Below are 19,842 nucleotides of genomic sequence, written 5' to 3' on the forward strand. Positions count from 1 at the left end.
TTTATAGAATTTTTGAAATATGTTAGAATGACATTAATAAGAAAAATAATTATAAAATAGTTTTAGAAAGGAGCGAAAAAACATGATAGTTTCTAACAAAAAGAATGTAAAAGAAATAAAGATTGATAACCCAAATGCTAAAAATGCCTTAATGAAAGTTTTAATATCTCCAAAAGAAGGATGGGATGGATATGTAATGCGCGTATTCAAAATTGGAAAAGATGGATATACACCAAGACATTCACATACTTGGCCGCATATTAATTATATAATTAGTGGGAGAGGTAAAATTTATCTTGATGGTAAAGAGCATGAAGTAGAAGAAGGTTCTTATGCATATATACCTTCAAACAAAGAACATCAGTTCATGAATGTTGGAAATGAAGAGCTTGAGTTTATTTGTATAGTACCTGAAGAGGGACACAAGTAGTTAATATATTGCTCAATATTTTGCTTATGCAATTTGGAGTTTTATGAATTTATAAAAAAATAAGCTTGTTACAATTTATGCAAGCTTATTTTTTTATAAATTCAATTCGCAATTTAGATTTTTAGCACATATATTACAACGAAAGAATGCAGTATGTAAAGATTTGTATAGTGCATATTAATACAAAATATATGATATTAAATATAGTGCATATTACGAATTGAAGTTATATATTTAATTGGTCTTATTACAACTACATTGGCATGATGAATTGAAAAATTCTTCAATACTTATATATAAATATTTATTAGAGTCAATATGAAATATATTGTTGGTTTCTAAATTTTTGAATCCTATTTTTCTATAGAGAGTTTCATCATCATTTTCTAATAAGAAGTAGTTTACGTTTAAATAATCCATCATATTCAATATTGATCTTATTAAGGCATCTTTTAAAATTGTGTACATAGGGTTTATATATAATTCTTTAAGTATTCCATAATTATTGATTAAATCATAAGTAGCCCACCCTAAAACATTTTCATTTTCTATAATAAATAATGTATTTGGAAGGTTGATATTTTTCAAATATATTTTACCTTGTAATTCTTCTTTGTTTGCTCTTCTTATTTCAAGCATGGTTGTTTCCTCCATTAATGTATTCTATATTATAATAGTATCACATTTTTATTGAATTTCAAATTCTGCCTTTTATGATATATTTGAAAACTTGATTTAAATAAGTAGGTACATTATAATAATGGTGTTGGCAGTATTCATAAAATTCCATTCCAACAATTTTTTATGACATAGTAATATTATGCAAAAGATAAAAACTTATAAGAGGTGTTATTTATGAGACTTGTACCAATAGAGTGTATTAAAGAAGGAGCTTTTCTAGGCAAAACGATTTATGACAATGATGGAAGAATTCTTTTAAGACAAGGTGTAATATTGAATAATAATTATATTGATAGAATACGACAACTTGGGATTTTTTCCCTTTACATAAATGATGAATACAGTTCAGCTGAAATAGAGGATATAATCAAGCCTGAGTTAAGACAAAAATCAATTAAAACATTGAAAAATTATTTTTCGCATATTCAAAATTATCACAAAAAAAATGAGGAATATTTTAGTTCTATTTTTGATATTGCTAATAGTATTATTGATGAATTAGCTGGTAGAAATGATTTAATGGTCAATTTAGTAGATATCAAAAGTATGGATAATTATACGTATCAGCATAGTGTGAATGTTGCTATTTTGTCTTTGATTATAGGCATACAACTTCAATTGAATAAGGACGAGCTTTATAAATTATGTACAGGAGCATTATTACATGACATAGGGAAGGTCTTTATTCCAAAAGAAATAATACAGAAAAAAGAAAAGCTTTTACCAGAAGAATATGATTTAATTAAGGAACATACCACGAAAGGATATAATTACTTAAAAAATAACATAGATATTTCACCGGTATCAAGAATAATAATACTTCAGCATCATGAAAAAGTTAATGGAACTGGTTATCCTGATGGGAAAAAGGGTAATGATATTAATAAATTAGCTAGAATAGTTGCGATTGCAGATGTTTATGATGCTTTGACATCTGATAGACCATATAGAAGAGCCATGTCTCCTAATGAAGCTATTGAATATATACTAGGAAGTGGTCAAACTTATTTTGATTTTGAAATGGTTAAGGTTTTTTCTGAATGTATAGTTCCATATCCAGTAGGTACGTTGGTTAGACTGAGTAACAATGATGTTGCTGTTGTAGAAAAAATTTTTCCTCATTTTGCTTTAAGACCAATTGTAAAAGTAATTAAAAGTGATAATGTATCAACTATAGGTAAAGTAATCAATATGATGAGTGAGCTTGATTTGGTAATAAAGGAAACAGAGTATGCTATGAATTAATATATATGCTATGAATTAATATATATGTATAAAAAGTATGCAATATATTTGTAACATATTACAATTTACAGATTTTTATATTTTGATTACAATTATTATAAAGAATCATATTAGATTAGGGGGAATAGTTGATGGCTGGATTAAAATTGTCACATATTGAAAAAATTTATCCAAATGGCTTCCATGCCGTAAAGGATTTTAATCTAGAAATAGAAGATAAAGAATTTATTGTTCTAGTTGGTCCATCAGGTTGTGGAAAGTCTACAACGTTAAGAATGATAGCAGGGCTTGAGGATATTTCTTCAGGTGAAATGTTTATTGGAGATAAATTGGTTAATAATGTTGCACCAAAGGATAGAGATATTGCAATGGTATTTCAGAACTATGCATTATATCCTCACATGACAGTTTTCGATAACATGGCATTTGGTTTAAAGATAAGAAAAAAATCAAAAGCAGATATTAAAAAAAGGGTTATGGAAGCAGCAAAAATATTAGGTATTGAAAATCTATTAGATAGAAAACCTAAACAACTTTCAGGTGGACAAAGACAAAGAGTTGCTCTAGGACGTGCTATTGTAAGAGAACCTAAGGTGTTTTTGATGGATGAACCACTTTCAAATTTAGATGCTAAATTGAGAGTTCAAATGAGAGCAGAAATTAGTAAATTACATCAAAGGCTTCAAACTACATTTATTTATGTAACACATGATCAAATAGAAGCAATGACTATGGGTACGAGAATTGTTGTTATGAAGGATGGTGTAGTTCAACAAATAGCAGATCCACAAACAATATATCAACATCCAGCAAATATGTTTGTTGCATCGTTTATTGGTGCACCTCAAATGAATTTTATTGATTGTAATATAATTGAAGAAAATTCTAAGATTTATGCAAAATTTGATGGAAATAGTATGGAAATTTTAGGCGATAATGCTAAGCTTCTAAAAGAAAATGGGTATATAAACAAAGCAGTTGTACTTGGGGTAAGACCTGAGGGAATCTTGATTTCTAAAGATGATGATGGTTTTGAAAGCAAGATAGATGTTATAGAAATGTTAGGATCTGAAACATACTTGTATCTAAAACTGAATAATAGTAATATTATTGCAAGGGTAGAGCCAAATTCACATGCACAGGTTGGAAGTAGTTTAAAAATTATTTTTGATAATTCAAAAATACATATATTTGATAAGGAAACTGAAAAAGCTGTATTTTAGAGTTTATTAAACACTATCAACAATTACATAACTGATAGTGTTTTTCATTAGTCCTATAATATGTTTGATTTTGGTAAGCAATTCAACTTTGATTTCAGTAGGTGATTTTGATGGATATTAATAATATTAATGAAATATTAAGTAAATTGAAAAATATAATAAATGGTGAAATTAATATAATGGAAGACTCCGGATACATTATTGGAAGCACGAATAATAATTGTGTTGGAGAATACGATTTGCAAATAAAGAATAGAGAATTTAGTCAAGGTATAATTGAACTAGAAAACAAAATTTATTATGCGTATAAAGATAATTTTGATAGTAAAATAATAATTTCAATAGATAAGAGCACTCCTTTTTATAGAAAAGCAGTTGAGATTATTGGTGTGTTTATTACACAATGTTTTGAAGAAGTATCATCAGATAGCATGCTTAAAAATGCCTTATTACAGGAAATCAAATATGATGAGATTAATGTATTTTGTGAAAGATTTAAAGTACAATATACTCAAAATATGCAGGTAATAGTTATTGAGATAAAAGAAAATTTAGAATACGAAGTAGAAAATTTACTTCATCAAATTTATCCATCGGGATTATTTACTAAAATGCATTCTAATAATATTGCATTTATAAAAAGTTTATCAGATAAGAATACTGAAATCGAAAAAGATATTTTCAATTCTATATATGGTGAATTGCTGTATGAAGCAAAAATTGGAGTAGGTACAGTGGTTGAAAATATTAAATATTTACATGAGTCGTATGAAAGAGCGCTGGAAACGCTAAAGTTAGGTAAAATATTTAATTATAATAAAAATATATTTTATTATAGCGATATTGCACTTCCAGTGTTGATAAACAATATGGATATTAAAAATTTGGAGTATTTATATAAAAATATGAACAGTAGCTTAGATGAAATTTTACTAAATAACGAATTAATGCTGACTGCATTTAAATTTTTTGAAAACAATTTAAATATTAGTGAAACAGCTAAAAAACTATATATTCATAGAAATACATTAATATATAGATTGAATAAGATAAAAAATATATCAGGTTATGATTTGAGGATATTTGAAGATTCTGTTAACTTTAAAATCGCAATGTACATCAATGGTTTTTTAAGAAATTTAAGATAAGATTAAAATAGTTGGAAGGAGTACTTAAAATGCTAAATCATAAAGAAACTTTAAATGTTGAATTCAAAAATATAAATTTTATTAGAAATTATAAGCATACAGAAATCAATAAAAATTCAATTGTTATATATTGTGAAAATGGTAAAATAGAAATTACATATTATGAAGATGATATTATTAAAATATTTGTAGGCGATAAAGATGAAATTAGTAGACCGACTGTTGCTGTAAATAAAAACATAAAAGAGAAAAAAGTTGACTGTAGTGAAGATGAGTTATTTATACATATTAAAGGCGACATTGTAGATACTTTTATAAACAAGAAAACCTTAAAGATATTATTTATGGATAAATTTAAAAATGTTTTATGTCAAGATTATTTATCATCAGGTAGAAATGATAAGAATATTTTTGTTTCCAAGACAAACGATTGCATTGCTTATTATGGCTTTGGAGAAAAAGGGGGAAGCTTAAATAAAAAGGGATGCTATATTGAAAATTACAACACAGATGATCCAGATAATAATGATGAAACCACTCTTTTCTATAAAACTATTCCTTTTTACATTGGAATGAAAAATGATTCAGTTTATGGAATATATTTTGATAATTCTTTTAGAAGCTATTTTGATATGGGTAAAAGCAATAAAGAACGAATTTTCTTTGGTGCAGTAGGAGGACAACTTCAATATTATTTTATTCCTGGTAATAATATAAAAGAAGTAGTGAAAAATTATTCTACATTGACAGGTACAATGGATATGCCTGCAAAATGGACATTAGGATACCAGCAGTGTAGATATAGTTATAATTCACGTGCTGAAGTAGAAGAATTAGCAAAAACATTGAGAGAAAAGGAAATTCCATGTGATACCATATATTTGGATATTGATTATATGGATAAATATAAAGTAATGACATTCAATGAAGAAACATTTAATAATCCAAAAGACATGATTGAAACATTGAATGAGGATGGCTTTAAAATTGTTACTATTATAGATCCGGGTGTAAAAATAGAAAATGATTATGGAGTATATGAGAGAGGTTTAAAAGGTGATCACTATGTAAAAAAACATGATGGTGATATATATGAGGGAGAAGTTTGGGCAGGAATAAGTACATTCCCTGATTATTCTAATAAAGATGCTAGAGAGTGGTGGAAAGAAGAATTAAAAAATTTTATTTCCATTGGAATCAAAGGTATATGGAATGACATGAATGAACCAGCTATTTTTGATAATGATATTAAATCAATGCCTGATGATTGTATACATAATTCTGATGAAGGAATAATTGAGCATGCTGAATTTCATAATTTGTATGGAATGTTTATGAGTAGATGTTCTAAAGAAGCTCAAGAAGAATTGAGAAATAATACTAGATCTTTTTCCATGACAAGAGCAACATTTGCAGGAGGACAGAAGTATTCATCTATTTGGACAGGAGATAATCAAAGTACATGGGCCCATATGAGAATGTCTATTCCTATGAATTGTAATTTAGGACTTTCGGGGTTTGCATATATTGGAAATGACGTTGGCGGATTTGGAGGAAATTGTACTGAAGAATTGTTTATAAGATGGATGGAATTAGGTACATTTATACCTATATACAGAAATCATTCAGCAATTTTTACAAGAAGACAAGAACCTTGGAGTTTTGGAAAAAGAGCAGAAGAAATAGCAAAAAAGGCTATAAAATTAAGATATAAATTGATTCCTTATATTTACAATCAATACTATAATGCTCATAAAAATGGATTACCAGTAATGCGACCTATGATAATGGAATTTCCTCATGATATAAATGTTGTAGATATGTATTCTCAATTTATGTTTGGAAATAGTATGCTTATTGCACCAGTTTTACATGAAGCTGATAGAAATAAAGTGGTTTATTTACCAAAAGGAAAGTGGTATAATTATTTTACCCATGAAGAATATGAAGGAGGTAAGCACTATTTATTTGAAGTTAGTCTAAATGAGATATGTGTCTTTGTAAAAGAGGGAGCAATAATTCCTGTGTATAATGAAGATTATAATTATATAGGGGAAAAAGATTTACCAATAACATTAGAAGTATTCAGAGGAAATGGAAAGACTATATTTTATCAAGATGATGGAATAAGTATGGATTATAAAAATGGCAAATATAATTTATATGAAATAAATTCTGTTAACTATGGAGAGAATAATAGGCAAGAATGTTCTATTAAATTATTGCATGATGGTCTTGATAAGAAAGAAAAATTCAATATAAAATATATTTAGTTGATGACTTAATTTAGGAGGCGATATTTTGAATAATATATGTTTTGATTTTTCAAATGCAAAAATAAACAAACATGAAATAGTGAATTTGAAAGAAAGAGTTGAGGAAGCTCATAAAATGCTTCACAATAAAACAGGGGCAGGAAATGACTTTTTAGGATGGATTGATTATCCTGAGAGCTATGATAAGGATGAATTTGAAAGAATAAAGAAGGCTTCTAAAAAAATAAGAGAAAACTCTGAAGTGTTTGTTGTTATTGGAATTGGTGGCTCATATCTTGGTGCTAGGGCAGCTGTAGAATCTCTTAGACATTTCTTTTATAATGCATTGCCTCAAGAAAAGAAAGATGGACCAGAAATATATTTTGCAGGTAATAATATAAGTAGTACATATTTAAGCCAATTATTTGATGTGATTGGTGATAGAGATATTAGTATAAATGTAATATCAAAATCAGGAACGACTACTGAGCCTGCTATTGCGTTTAGAATGTTAAAAGCTCATATCGAAAAGAAGTATGGTAAAGAAAAAGCAAAAGAAAGGATATTTGTAACAACAGATGCTTCAAAGGGAGCATTGAGAAAACTAGCAGATAAGGAAGGATGTGAAACATTTATTATACCTGATAATGTTGGAGGAAGATTTTCTATATTTACACCGGTAGGTATGCTTCCAATTGCTGTAGCAGGTATTGATGTTGATAAAATTCTAAATGGTGCTAGAGATGCAATGAAGGAATATAGTGAAATTGATTTAGATAAAAATGTATGTTATCAATATGCAGCTGTGAGAAATGTACTTTATAATAGGGGTAAGAGCATAGAAGTACTTGTTAATTATGAACCTTGTCTTCAATATTTTTCTGAATGGTGGAAACAGCTTTTTGGAGAGAGTGAAGGAAAAGACAATAAGGGTATTTTCCCAGCTTCGGTTAATTTTACTACGGATTTACATTCTTTAGGACAATATATTCAAGACGGTAGAAGACATCTATTTGAAACAGTATTAAATATTGAAACTCCAAAAGTTAATTTAGAAATTCAAGAGGATGCCGAAAACTTGGATGGCTTGAATTATTTAAGTGGTAAAACAATGCATTTTGTAAATAATAAAGCTTTTCAGGGAACTTTACTTGCTCACGTTGATGGTGATGTTCCAAATTTAATTTTGAATATTCCTGAGCTAAATGAATATTATTTTGGAAAATTGATTTATTTCTTTGAAAAAGCATGTGGAATTAGTGGTTATATGCTTGGAGTAAATCCATTCGATCAACCTGGTGTTGAAGCATATAAGAAGAATATGTTTGCTTTGCTATCAAAACCTGGCTATGAGGAATTAGGAAAAGAATTAAATGACAGAATAAAATAATGTAAGATAATAAAAACGCCTTAGAAAGGCGTTTTTATTATCTTTGAATTATAATGTTGCTATTGCCAGCTAATTTGTAATCTTTACTGTACACTTCTATTATAACATCTTTATTTAATTCATTTGATATATTTACATATTTATTAGTAATGCTTATTTTTAATAATGCTCCTCTAAATCGTATTTTGAATGAATAAGACTTCCAATGCTCAGGTATAAATGGGTTTAAAATTAATTTATTATTTCTAACTCGCAGCCCACCAAAACCGTGAACTATTGACATCCATGTACCAGCCATACTAGTTATGTGACATCCATCACATGTATCATTATTGTAATTATCAATATCAAGCCTAGAAGTTCTTAAATACATTTCATATGCTTTGTCATGGTTTCCAATTTTGCTTGCTAATATTGAATGAATACAAGGTGATAATGAAGATTCGTGTACTGTTCTAGGTTCATAAAAATCAAAATTGTTTTTAATAGTATTTATATCATATTCATCTTCTAAAAAGTAAAGACCTTGAAGTACATCAGCTTGTTTAATGAAACATGAACGAAGAATTCTATCCCAAGACCAATTTTGATTTAAAGGTAGATTACTCTTGTCCAAATCTTTTACTAGTATTTGTTCTTTGTCTAAATATCCTTCTTGCTGAAGAAAAATTCCAAGTTTATCACAAACAGGGTAGTACATATTATCAATTATATCATGCCATTTTGATATTTCGTCATCTTTAAAGTTGACTTTTTTCATAATATCCATTAATCTATCAGGATTACTCTCTTTTAAATAATTTATAGCTTTAATAGTATATTCTAATGTCCAACTAGCCATTCTATTTGTGTACCAATTGTTGTTGATATTGTTTTCGTATTCATTAGGGCCAGTAACACCTAAAATAACATATTTATTTTTTTGCTTTGAAAAATTAACTCTTTGAGCCCAGAAACGTGATATTGCTATAAGAACTTCCAAACCATATTCTTGTATATAAGTTTTGTCACCAGTGTAATTCACATAATTATATATTGCATAAGCTATTGCAGCATTTCTGTGAATTTCTTCGAATGTAATTTCCCATTCATTATGGCATTCTTCACCATTCATTGTTACCATAGGATATAATGCTGCTCCATTACTAAAACCTAATTTTTCAGCATTTCCTATTGCTTTATTGAGTTGTTTATATCTATAAAGTAGAAGGTTCTTTGAAACATTTGGTTCTGCAGTACTTAAAAAGAATGGTATACAGTAAGCTTCAGTATCCCAATATGTACTACCTCCGTATTTTTCACCAGTGAATCCTTTTGGACCTATGTTCAGCCTTTCATCTTTACCTGTATAAGTTTGATTTAATTGAAAAATATTAAATCTTATTCCTTGTTGTGCAGCGATATCATCTTCAATAACTATGTCACTTTCTTCCCATTTATCTTTCCAAGCATTTGATTGCTCTTCCAATAAATTTACAAAACCATCGTTTTTTGCCTTTATTGAAAGTTTTCTAGTAATAGACACTAATTCATCTTTTTCATAATACCTTGAAGAAGTATTTGCTACATATTTAAATATTTCTATTTTATCATTTTTATTGCATGAAATCTTAGCTGTATTCGAAATAAATTTTTCCTTTTCCAAAAGTTCTACATTAGGAGTTATAATTTCCCCATTTTTACACAATTCATATGTCATATAAGTACATATGTTAAAATCTAATTTTTTTGTTTTTAACATTACATAGCCTTCAAAAGGTTCTGCTTTTTTAGAAATTTCATCCCAGAAAGTTTCACCATAATTTGCATCAGTATTCTTTACATTTCCATCTAAATAAGGTGAAATTGTAATCTCTCCACTAAAATTAATAGGTGTTATTGTATAATGTATTGCTCCAATTTCACCACGTGTCATACTTATGAATCTCTTTGAATTAACATGAATTTCATTGTTATTTTCTAATACTAGTGTAAAACTTCTTTCTAAGTATCCATCTTTCATATTAAGAACTCTTTTAAAATCTTTAAGCGTGCCTTTTGCAATATCTAAAATACAATCATTAATTTTAATGTCAATTCCTATCCAGTTAGTAGAATTTAATACTTTTGCAAAATAGCTTGGATATCCATTTTTCCACCATCCAACCCTAGTCTTGTCAGGATAGTAAACACCAGCTAAATAAGAACCTTGTAATGATGAACCGCTATACTGTTCTTCAAAGTTAGCTCTTTGTCCCATATAACCATTTCCTATACTAAATACACTTTCTGAAATTTCATTTTTTTGTGGATTGAATCCATGCTCTATTATATGCCATTTATCTAATTTGTAATATTGTTCCATACAAAAACCCTCCATTCAAACGATTGCATAGATTTGATAAATTAATAGTTAGCTCTGAACTAACTAAATATTTTAAAGTATTATTTTAATAAGCTTAATTTTTCTAAATTCATGTAGCTAAGATTGTCTACAACAAAATTTGCCTTTTTTAATATTGATGGTGAACCTATTCCAATTGAATACATGCCAGCATTTATTGCAGCTTCTATTCCAGCTTCTGCATCTTCAAATACAACACAGTGTTTTGGCGATATATTTAATTCTTCCGCACACTTTAAAAATACCTCTGGATTAGGTTTGGCTTTAGTTATTTTATTCCCATCAATAATAGCATCAAAATAATTAACAAGATTAAGTTTATTGAGAATAAGCATTGAATTCTTGCTAGCTGAGCCAAGTGCTATTTTTATGTCATGACATTTTAATAAAGTAAGAAATTCTTTTACACCAGGTAATATATCATTTGGAGTTAATTTTGAAATATATTCAACGTACCAATTATTTTTCTTTTCTGCAAATTTTAATTTCATTTCATTGCTTAACTCCATATTGCCAAGGCTAAGTAGAATTTCTAGCGATGCCATTCTACTTATTCCTTTTAATTTTTCATTGTCCTCTTCTGAAAATTCAATGTTCAATTCATTGGCCAATTTTTTCCATGCTAAAAAATGATATTTAGCAGTATCAACTAGTACTCCATCTAAATCAAATAAACATGCTTTAATTTTATTCATATGTACCCCCTACAATCAAAATGGTTATATTAAATAGAATAGCATAAGAATTGATTATATGTTAAGGTTTTTTATTAAAATTTGTAGTAATCTACAAATTTTAATGATTATAATTTTATAATTTGCTTAAATATATTGAAAAATTATAGTGGACTTGTTTTCATGAAGTGAACTCGTTTTGCTAAAGTAAAACATAGAGACTTCAGGCGGAGATTCTACTCTACTTGAAGCAAAACGCTCCAATTTCTCACTTATAAAAAGCGGGAGTCTTATAGAATCGAGAAAATATTAAAAACTCATACGTATATTCTTAAATGGTAGGACTTTTACAAATTGAAAAGCAAACATTGAAAAATACGCTATAACGTGATAGAATTTTATTGAGCAAACGTTTGCACAATAAAAAATAATAATGAGGAGTTGTTGTCATGAAAGAAAATAAATTGCCTTCAGTTGCATATTTTTGTATGGAATATGGCTTAGAATCAGATTTCAAAATATATGCTGGTGGACTTGGAATTTTAGCAGGTGATTATTTAAAATGTGCTAAAGATAAAAATGTTCCTATCATAGGTATAGGTATAAAATGGAAACAGGGATATACAGAACAGAAAATAGGGGAAGATGGAAAACCATATGACGCATATTATAACAATGAATATGACTTTTTAGAAGATACAGGTATCATTGTTAAAGTTAAAATAAGAAATAAGGATGTATATTGTAAAGTTTGGAAAACTGAAAATTTTAATAATAATACTATTTATCTTTTGGATACTGATATACCAGAAAATAGTGGAGAAGACAGATGGATTACTGGTCAACTTTATGGATGGTTTAAAGAGGAAAGAATTGCACAAGAAATCGTACTTGGAATTGGAGGAATTAAACTTTTAAGAGAATTGAATATTCAAATCGATACTTATCATTTTAATGAAGGACATGCTGTTTTAGCGGCTTTAGAGCTAATTAAGGAAAAAATGGAGAGTGGCTTTTCTTTTGAAGAGGCTTGGAATAAAACTAGAGATGAAGTTGTATTCACTACTCACACACCTATTGTTCAAGGAAATGAGTCTCATGATTTAACTACATTAGAATATATGGGAGCATTCAATGGATTAAAAAGAGAACAAATGATTAGACTTGGAGGGGAACCATTTAATATGACAGTGGCTGCATTGAGACTTTCAAGAAAATCTAATGCAGTGGCGCAACTTCATGCAGAGACAGCTAATAAAATGTGGAAATCAACTGCAGGTAAGAGTGATATTATAGGAATCACAAATGCGATTCACGTGCCAACATGGGTGGATGAAAGAATAATAAAAGCATACGAAGAAGGTAAAAGTTTATTGAAAGTGCACAACGAAATAAAAAATGAATTAATCGACTTTATATATGATAGAACTTCTGTTAAGCTCGATAGCGAAAAATTGCTAATAGGTTTTTCAAGAAGGGCAGCACCTTATAAGAGAAGCGATTTGATTTTTAGAGACTTGAATGTAATAGAGAAATTGCTAAAAGAACATACAATTCAAATTGTTTTTTCAGGAAAGGCTCATCCATTGGATGATACAGGTAAAAATATAGTTTCTAATTTAGTAACTATGATGCAAAAATATCCAGGAAGCGTTGTTTTCTTAGAAAATTATGATATGAATATAGGTAGAATGCTTACAAGAGGAGCAGATATTTGGTTAAATAATCCTATAAGACCTATGGAAGCTAGTGGTACTTCAGGAATGAAAGCTGCTATGAATGGTGTATTAAATTGTTCTATACTAGATGGATGGTGGCCAGAAGCATGTATAGATGAAGTTAATGGTTGGCAGTTTGGGGACGGATTTGAAAGCGATAATATTGATGAACAAGATAGGCACGATCTAAAGGCATTGTATGATGTATTACTAAATAAAGTAATACCAATATATTATGATAATAAAACAAAATGGGAAGAAATGATGAAAGAAAGTATAAAAACAACCAGAGAATATTTTGATATGGAAAGAATGGTTGAAGAATATTATCAAAAGCTGTATACTAAATAGCATAGGAATATTATCCAATTAACTTGTTTGGTTAAAGTGAAAAACTTCAATTTAATGCTTGTAAGAATATTAATGGTATAAAGAGAATGACAGTTTAATTATAAATAAAATATTGTTGAAAGATTGGTGGATTTTATGGTTACAATAAAGGAAATAGCTAAGAAAGCAGGGGTATCTCCTTCAACTGTTTCTAGAGTAATATCAAATGATTCTAGGATTAGTGATGAAACTAAAAAAAGAGTGAGAAAGATAATGAACGATATGGATTATCATCCTAACGTAATGGCAAGAAGCTTGGTTTCGAAATATACTAATACTATAGGAATCATTATGCCCTATTCTACTGAAAAGGCATTCACCAATCCTTTTTTTCCAGAAGTTCTTAGAGGAATTTCAAAAGCAGCACATGATTATGGTTATTTTATTTTGCTTTCTGCTGGTTCAACAGAAGAGGAACAAATTGCTTCACTTAATGCATTGGTTAGGGGAAGCAGGGTTGATGGAGTAATAATAATGTATTCTAAGCCTGATGATCCTATTTTGTTAGAGTTAAAAAAGTTGAATAAACCTTTTTCCATGATTGGAAGACCGGTTGATTCAGATAATATTAATTATGTTGATAATGATAACGTTGAAGCTGCATATACAGCTGTTAAGTATCTTATAAATAGAGGACATAAAAGAATAGGTCTTATTAAAGGAGCATTACATCTTACAGTTTCTGCAGATAGATATGAAGGGTATAAAAAAGCTTTTAATGAGTACGGATTGAGCATAGATGAAAGAATAGTAATATCTAATGTTTTCGAGCAAGAAGGTGGATACAAAAGCATGAAGAAGATTTTAGAGGCACCCGAGGTACCGACTGCTGTGCTGGTAACGGATGATTTGATGGCTTTTGGAGCAATGAAAGCTATTAGAGAATATGGATATAAAATTCCTGATGATATTTCGGTTGTTAGCTTCAATAATGTACCTTTGGCTGAGTTTGCTATGCCACCTTTAACGTCAGTTGATATTAATTCTTATGATTTAGGTTTTTCAGCTGCTGAAATTTTACTTAAGTATATCAAAGGTGAAAGAAAAATAGGAAAAAAAATAATTAAAACTAATATAATATTTAGAAAATCGGTACGTGACAGAAATATTATAGAAACCTTATAGTGTTAAGGGGGAAAATTATGTTTATAGGAGTAGACTTAGGAGGAACTAATATAGCAGCAGGTTTAGTCGATGCATATGGAAAGTTGTTGCATAATGAATCAATACCTACATATAAAGAAAGAGAAGCATATGATATAATTTGTGACATAGAGAAATTAATTACTAAAATAATTGATAAAGCTGGAACTAATAAGAGTGAAATTGAATCAATAGGCATTGGAATACCTGGATTAGCAGATGAATGCACTGGAGATGTAATAGAATGTGTTAATTTAAATTGGCATAATGTACCTTTAAGATCTATATTAGAAAAAAAAATAGGTGTTTCAGTTTATATTAATAATGATGCGACAGTTGCAGCCTTAGCAGAATATGAGGCTGGTATAATGAAAGGTGTAAGGAATGGGGTATTTATAACTCTTGGAACTGGTGTAGGAGGGGGCATAATCATTGATGGCAAAGTCTATACGGGTTCTAATGGAATAGGTTCAGAAATTGGACATATGATTGTAGGAGAGAATTATTATAATTGCAATTGTGGTAGAAATGGTTGTTTAGAAACATTTTCTTCATCAACTGCATTAATTAATTATACTAAAAAATTACTTCAAGAAAATAATGAAGAATCTATTTTAAATGTATTAAGTGATGGTAACATAAATAATATTGATGGAAAAATGATTTTTGATGCGGCAAAACAGGGTGATAAATTAGCTAATAAAGCAGTTGATAGAATGGTAAAATATTTGAGTATTGGCATTATGAATATTGTTTCTATTATTGATCCTGAAATATTTGTTATAGGTGGAGGGCTTTCAAAAGCTGGAACATTTTTACTTGAAAAAATTCAATCGAGTGTTTTAGATAATAGATATTTTAAGAGTTTTTCAGTTGGAAAAATTACTATAGCAAAATTAGGCAATGAAGCTGGAATTATTGGTGCCGCTATGTTAGGTAAAAATAATAACATAGATTAGTATACATAAATTATAAGAGATTGTTTTTTATAAAGCAGTCTCTTGTTTTTTTTTATTAAATTATAACATTTTCTTTTGTATAAGCAAGTTTACTATCGCAGTTTAGTGTTACTACCTTGTCCTTGCCATCTAGCAGAGACTGGTGACTGCATAATATGTTCTCAGCTTCAAGGGGCAACAGGATGTGATTGTGCAAATTGGAAAGGAGTTTGTATCTATCAAGAATATATTTGGAATAACAAAAAAGCTAAGTCGGGTAGAAAATACTATAAATGTTCTATTATCAGAAAAACAAACTTTAGTGAAAATTCTATTATTTTAACTATAAAAGCTCCAGAAATGTTGGTTAATAATTTAATTTATCCTGGAAGTTTTGTATTTTTAAGAAATCCAAATACGGATCAATTTTATGATTTCCCTATTTCAATAATGGATGCTGATATACAAAATAGTAGTTTGACATTTGCAATTGAACTTAAAGGTATAAAAACAAAAAAGGTAAATGAATTGAAAATACAGGATGAACTACTAGTTAAAGGACCATTTTGGAACGGTGTATTAGGATTGAGGAATATAAACAATGTTAAAAATAGTGTGTGTTTAACAATTGCAAGGGGAATAGGGCAAGCACCTTTAGTTCCTGTACTCAAAAAATTATACAAAAATAACAATAAAATAATTTCAATACTTGATAAGGGAAACTATAATGACAATTTTATATATGAGTATTTACTAAACTATGATTGTGAAATAATACATTGCAATACATTTGAAAATGGAAAATTGACAACTGAATTCAAAGAGCTATTAATTGATATATTGTTAAAAAATAATATTAAATTGGTTCATTGTAGTGCAGCTGATATATTAAATTATAATGTCATGAAAATAGTTGAGAATGTAAGTGAAAGCTTATATGCAGTTGATTTGAATAATATAAATGAAATTATGTCTAAAAGTAATCCAAGTATTAAATTTACTTGTTGTAATAATGCTAAAATGAGTTGTGGTGAAGGAATTTGTGGTTGTTGTACGCGAAAAAATAAAGACCACAAATTGAGAAGAATGTGTAAAATGCAAACTGATCCTAAATATGTTTTAGAGGGGAGGAGATTGTTTTGAAGGTAATAATTATAGGTGGAGGTTGGTCTGGATGTGCGGCAGCAATAACGGCAAAAAAAGCAGGTGCAGAAGTTCATATTTTTGAAAAAACAGATATGCTTTTAGGGTTGGGTAATATAGGAGGCATTATGAGAAATAATGGTAGATTCACTGCAGCAGAGGAAATTAAAGCTTTAGGTGCAGGAGATCTTATTAATATTACTGATAACATGTCACTTCATAAGAACTTAGATTTTCCGGGGCATAAACATGCATGGTTATACGATGTTAATAATATTGAACCAGTTGTAAAAAGACACTTAGAAGAAATGGATATTAAAATTCATACAGTAAAAAGAGTTGTAGATATAGAAAAGAAAAATAGAAAGATATTAGGAATTTATCTATGTGATGGTACTTATATAAAAGGAGATGTATTTATAGAGACAACAGGTTCGACAGGACCTATGGGAAACTGCTTAAGATATGGGAATGGATGTTCTATGTGTGTATTAAGGTGTCCCTCATTTGGACCTAGAGTTAGCATAACTAAAAGAGCTGGACTCGAAGATATGAAAGGAGAAAGAGCAGAAGAAATTTACGGTGCATATAGTGGATCATGTAAACTGTCAAAGGAAAGTTTATCTGAGGAAATACGAAATGAGTTAAATGAAAAGGGAGTTGTCATATTAAAGGTTCCAATAGAAGATATAGATATGGATAAGTTATCTAAAAAGGTTTGTCAGCAGTACGCATTGAAGGAATTTGCAGAAAATATAATATTACTTGATACTGGGTATGCAAAATTAATGACTAGTTATTATCCTTTGGATAAATTAAGAAAAATTAAGGGTCTAGAGAATGCCAAGTACGTTGATCCTTATTCAGGTGGGAAAGGAAACTCAATAAGATATCTTTCATGTGCTAAAAGGAATAATGATTTAAAAGTTGTAGGTATAGATAATCTTTTTTGTGCAGGTGAAAAATCAGGACTTTTCGTTGGACATACTGAAGCTATATGCACTGGTTCATTGGCAGGTCATAATGCTGTAAGGTATTTAAAAGGTATTCGAACGTTAGTTCTTCCAAAGAAAACTGCAATTGGTGACATAATATCTTTTGCAAATTACAGATTCCTTAAGAAAAATGACAAGAAAAGTAGATATACTTTTTCTGGTTCAATCTATTTTGAAAGGATGAAAGCGATAGGATTATATACTACTGATATAGATGAAATAAATGAAAGAATTAGTAATCTGGGGCTATATGGAATATTTGATAATAAATTAATATGATGATTTAAATTTTTAAGCAGAAGTTCTGCTGTATAACCAGAACTTCTTGCTTATCATTATCTTTTAGTATAGTGAGTATGTAGGAGTTTATGTGCTTTATCACCAAACGGTTCACCTAAAAAATCATCATATAACTGTAATATATATGGATTTTCATGAGATTTTCTTAAATTTTTATTTTTATCTTCATTGTATAATGCTTCTATTCTCTTCTTAAGAATAGAAGTATCTCCATATATATATGGCTGTCCGCCTCCACCAATACATCCACCAGGACACGCCATTATTTCAATCATGTGATATTGAACTTCTTCATTTCTAATTGAATTTAATAATTTTCTTGCATTTCCTAATCCATTTGTTACGGCCACTTTAATTTCTGTGCCATTGATATCAAGAGAAGCTTCTTTAAAACCATCTATTCCTCTCACAGAATGGAATTCAAGAGGAGAACTCGATTTATGTGTAAGCCATTCATAAGCTGTCCTTGCAGCAGCTTCTAACACACCACCTGAGGCACCAAATATGTCAGCTGCACCAGAGGATAATCCTAATGGGTTATCGAATTCACCCTCTTCAAGTTCACTAAAATTAATTCCTGATTCTTTTATCATCTTAGCGAGTTCTCTTGTTGAAATAACAATATCAACATCTCTAAGACCATTATATTCCATTTCAGGTCTGTGAGCTTCATATTTTTTTGCTAAACAAGGCATTATTGAAACAACAACAATTTTTTTAGGATCTATACCTATTTTTTTAGCATAATATGTTTTAGCGATTGTGCCAAACATTTGATGAGGCGATTTGCATGTAGATGGTATATCTAATAAATCAGGGAAATTATGTTCTATAAACCTTATCCAAGCTGGGCAGCAACTAGTAAGTATAGGTAGTCTGCCACCGTTTTCTAATCTATAAATAAACTCTTTTGCCTCTTCCATTATAGTTAAATCAGCACCAAAATTGGTATCAAATATTTTATCAAAACCAAGTTTTCTGAGTGCGGTAACCATTTTACCTGTAACTGCTGTTCCAGGTTCAAAACCAAATTCTTCTCCAAGAGCAGCTCTAACAGCAGGAGCTGTTTCTACAATAACAAATTTTTCTTTGTCAATAAGTGCATCAATGACATTTGGTATAAAATGAACTTCAGTAAGAGCAGCAGTAGGACAAACAGCAACACATTGACCACAAAATGTACAATTTGTTTCAGCAATAGGAAGATTAAAAGCTGGTGCAACAACTGTATTCATACCCCTATTAATTGCAGATAAAACATTACATGTTTGGACTTCATTACACATAGTTTCACATCTTCTACACAAAATACATTTATCCAAATTTCTTATTATAGAATAGCTTGAGTTATCGCTTTTAAATTTAGTCCTCTTTCCTGTATATCTAATTTCTCTTATGCATAATTCCGCAGCTAGACTTTGAAGCTCACAATTCATATTTTTTTCGCATAGTAAGCACTCTTTAGGATGATTTGACAACAATAGTTCTACAATAGCTCTTCTTGCTTTAATTACTCTTATTGAATTAGTAGTAACAATCATGCCTTCTGATACTGGAGTAGCACAAGCAGGTGCAAGATTTCGTCTTCCTTCAATCTCGACAACACAAACTCTACAAGAACCAGGTTCGTTTATTGTTCTGTCATCATGTAGTTTAAAATGACAAAGCGTAGGTATATGAATATTTAATTTTTGCGCAGCTTTCAATATTGAAGTACCTTCTTCAACTTCTGTTTTTTGTCCGTTTATAGTCAAGGATATCATATTAACACCTCTTTTCTTAAATA

15 protein-coding genes are annotated in these 19,842 nt (G+C 29.2%); 11 read left to right on the forward strand and 4 right to left on the reverse strand.

Annotated features, from left to right (window positions below):
* Positions 1-82 precede the first annotated feature (82 nt).
* Positions 83-430, forward strand: a complete 348-nt coding sequence (locus CLTEP_RS00560; RefSeq protein ID WP_201786570.1) for a cupin domain-containing protein — start codon at positions 83-85, stop codon at positions 428-430.
* 234 nt (positions 431-664) lie between these two features.
* On the opposite strand, the gene CLTEP_RS00565 is transcribed toward CLTEP_RS00560, so the two are convergent.
* Entirely contained in the window at positions 665-1,069 is a 405-nt protein-coding gene (locus CLTEP_RS00565; RefSeq protein ID WP_066820956.1) for a hypothetical protein, read from the reverse strand.
* A 216-nt stretch (positions 1,070-1,285) separates the two neighbouring features.
* Here CLTEP_RS00565 and CLTEP_RS00570 point away from each other — a divergent pair, with 216 nt between their 5' ends.
* The 5 genes from CLTEP_RS00570 to CLTEP_RS00590 all read left to right on the forward strand — a co-directional run bounded on the left by CLTEP_RS00570 (position 1,286) and on the right by CLTEP_RS00590 (position 8,372).
* Positions 1,286-2,356 carry an HD-GYP domain-containing protein gene (locus CLTEP_RS00570; RefSeq protein ID WP_066820959.1) on the forward strand — a complete coding sequence of 357 codons (1,071 nt, stop codon included), beginning with the start codon at positions 1,286-1,288 and terminating at the stop codon, positions 2,354-2,356.
* Between the two features lie 131 nt (positions 2,357-2,487).
* Positions 2,488-3,579: an ABC transporter ATP-binding protein gene (locus CLTEP_RS00575; protein WP_066820962.1), complete on the forward strand. Its 1,092-nt coding sequence runs from the start codon at positions 2,488-2,490 to the stop codon at positions 3,577-3,579.
* A 110-nt stretch (positions 3,580-3,689) separates the two neighbouring features.
* Positions 3,690-4,727: a helix-turn-helix domain-containing protein gene (locus CLTEP_RS00580; RefSeq protein ID WP_066820965.1), complete on the forward strand. Its 1,038-nt coding sequence runs from the start codon at positions 3,690-3,692 to the stop codon at positions 4,725-4,727.
* Positions 4,728-4,756: 29 nt separating this feature from the next.
* Positions 4,757-7,000: a glycoside hydrolase family 31 protein gene (locus tag CLTEP_RS00585; protein ID WP_066820969.1), complete on the forward strand. Its 2,244-nt coding sequence runs from the start codon at positions 4,757-4,759 to the stop codon at positions 6,998-7,000.
* 25 nt (positions 7,001-7,025) lie between these two features.
* Positions 7,026-8,372: a glucose-6-phosphate isomerase gene (locus CLTEP_RS00590; RefSeq protein WP_423230723.1), complete on the forward strand. Its 1,347-nt coding sequence runs from the start codon at positions 7,026-7,028 to the stop codon at positions 8,370-8,372.
* Between the two features lie 37 nt (positions 8,373-8,409).
* On the opposite strand, the gene CLTEP_RS00595 is transcribed toward CLTEP_RS00590, so the two are convergent.
* Together CLTEP_RS00595 and pgmB are read right to left on the reverse strand one after the other, a co-directional pair.
* The gene (locus CLTEP_RS00595) at positions 8,410-10,716 is read right to left on the reverse strand and encodes a glycoside hydrolase family 65 protein (protein WP_066820975.1); all 2,307 of its coding nucleotides are present in this window, start codon (positions 10,714-10,716) and stop codon (positions 8,410-8,412) included.
* A gap of 80 nt (positions 10,717-10,796) precedes the next feature.
* A complete protein-coding gene (gene pgmB, locus CLTEP_RS00600) occupies positions 10,797-11,450 on the reverse strand; it encodes a beta-phosphoglucomutase (protein ID WP_066820978.1) in 654 nt (217 codons plus the stop codon).
* Between the two features lie 428 nt (positions 11,451-11,878).
* On the opposite strand from pgmB, the gene glgP reads away from it, so the two are divergent.
* The 5 genes from glgP to CLTEP_RS00625 all read left to right on the forward strand — a co-directional run bounded on the left by glgP (position 11,879) and on the right by CLTEP_RS00625 (position 18,035).
* Positions 11,879-13,498, forward strand: coding sequence for an alpha-glucan family phosphorylase (gene glgP / locus CLTEP_RS00605; protein WP_066820981.1), 1,620 nt, complete (start codon positions 11,879-11,881; stop codon positions 13,496-13,498).
* 135 nt (positions 13,499-13,633) lie between these two features.
* Positions 13,634-14,662 (forward strand): LacI family DNA-binding transcriptional regulator, encoded by a 1,029-nt coding sequence (locus CLTEP_RS00610; RefSeq protein ID WP_066820984.1) that lies wholly within the window; start codon positions 13,634-13,636, stop codon positions 14,660-14,662.
* A 17-nt stretch (positions 14,663-14,679) separates the two neighbouring features.
* Positions 14,680-15,639 carry an ROK family protein gene (locus CLTEP_RS00615; protein WP_066820987.1) on the forward strand — a complete coding sequence of 320 codons (960 nt, stop codon included), beginning with the start codon at positions 14,680-14,682 and terminating at the stop codon, positions 15,637-15,639.
* A 105-nt stretch (positions 15,640-15,744) separates the two neighbouring features.
* Entirely contained in the window at positions 15,745-16,761 is a 1,017-nt protein-coding gene (locus tag CLTEP_RS00620; RefSeq protein ID WP_169798781.1) for a sulfide/dihydroorotate dehydrogenase-like FAD/NAD-binding protein, read from the forward strand.
* Positions 16,758-18,035, forward strand: a complete 1,278-nt coding sequence (locus tag CLTEP_RS00625) for an FAD-dependent oxidoreductase (RefSeq protein ID WP_066820989.1) — start codon at positions 16,758-16,760, stop codon at positions 18,033-18,035. The genes CLTEP_RS00620 and CLTEP_RS00625 overlap by 4 nt, the downstream gene beginning before the upstream one ends.
* Positions 18,036-18,091: 56 nt before the next feature.
* Here CLTEP_RS00625 and CLTEP_RS00630 read toward each other — a convergent pair whose 3' ends face one another.
* Positions 18,092-19,819, reverse strand: coding sequence for an NADH-dependent [FeFe] hydrogenase, group A6 (locus CLTEP_RS00630; protein WP_066820992.1), 1,728 nt, complete (start codon positions 19,817-19,819; stop codon positions 18,092-18,094).
* Between the last annotated feature and the right edge of the window lie 23 nt (positions 19,820-19,842).

The sequence above is a fragment of the Clostridium tepidiprofundi DSM 19306 genome (assembly GCF_001594005.1).
Classification (GTDB): Bacteria; Bacillota; Clostridia; order Clostridiales; family Clostridiaceae; genus Clostridium_AC; species Clostridium_AC tepidiprofundi.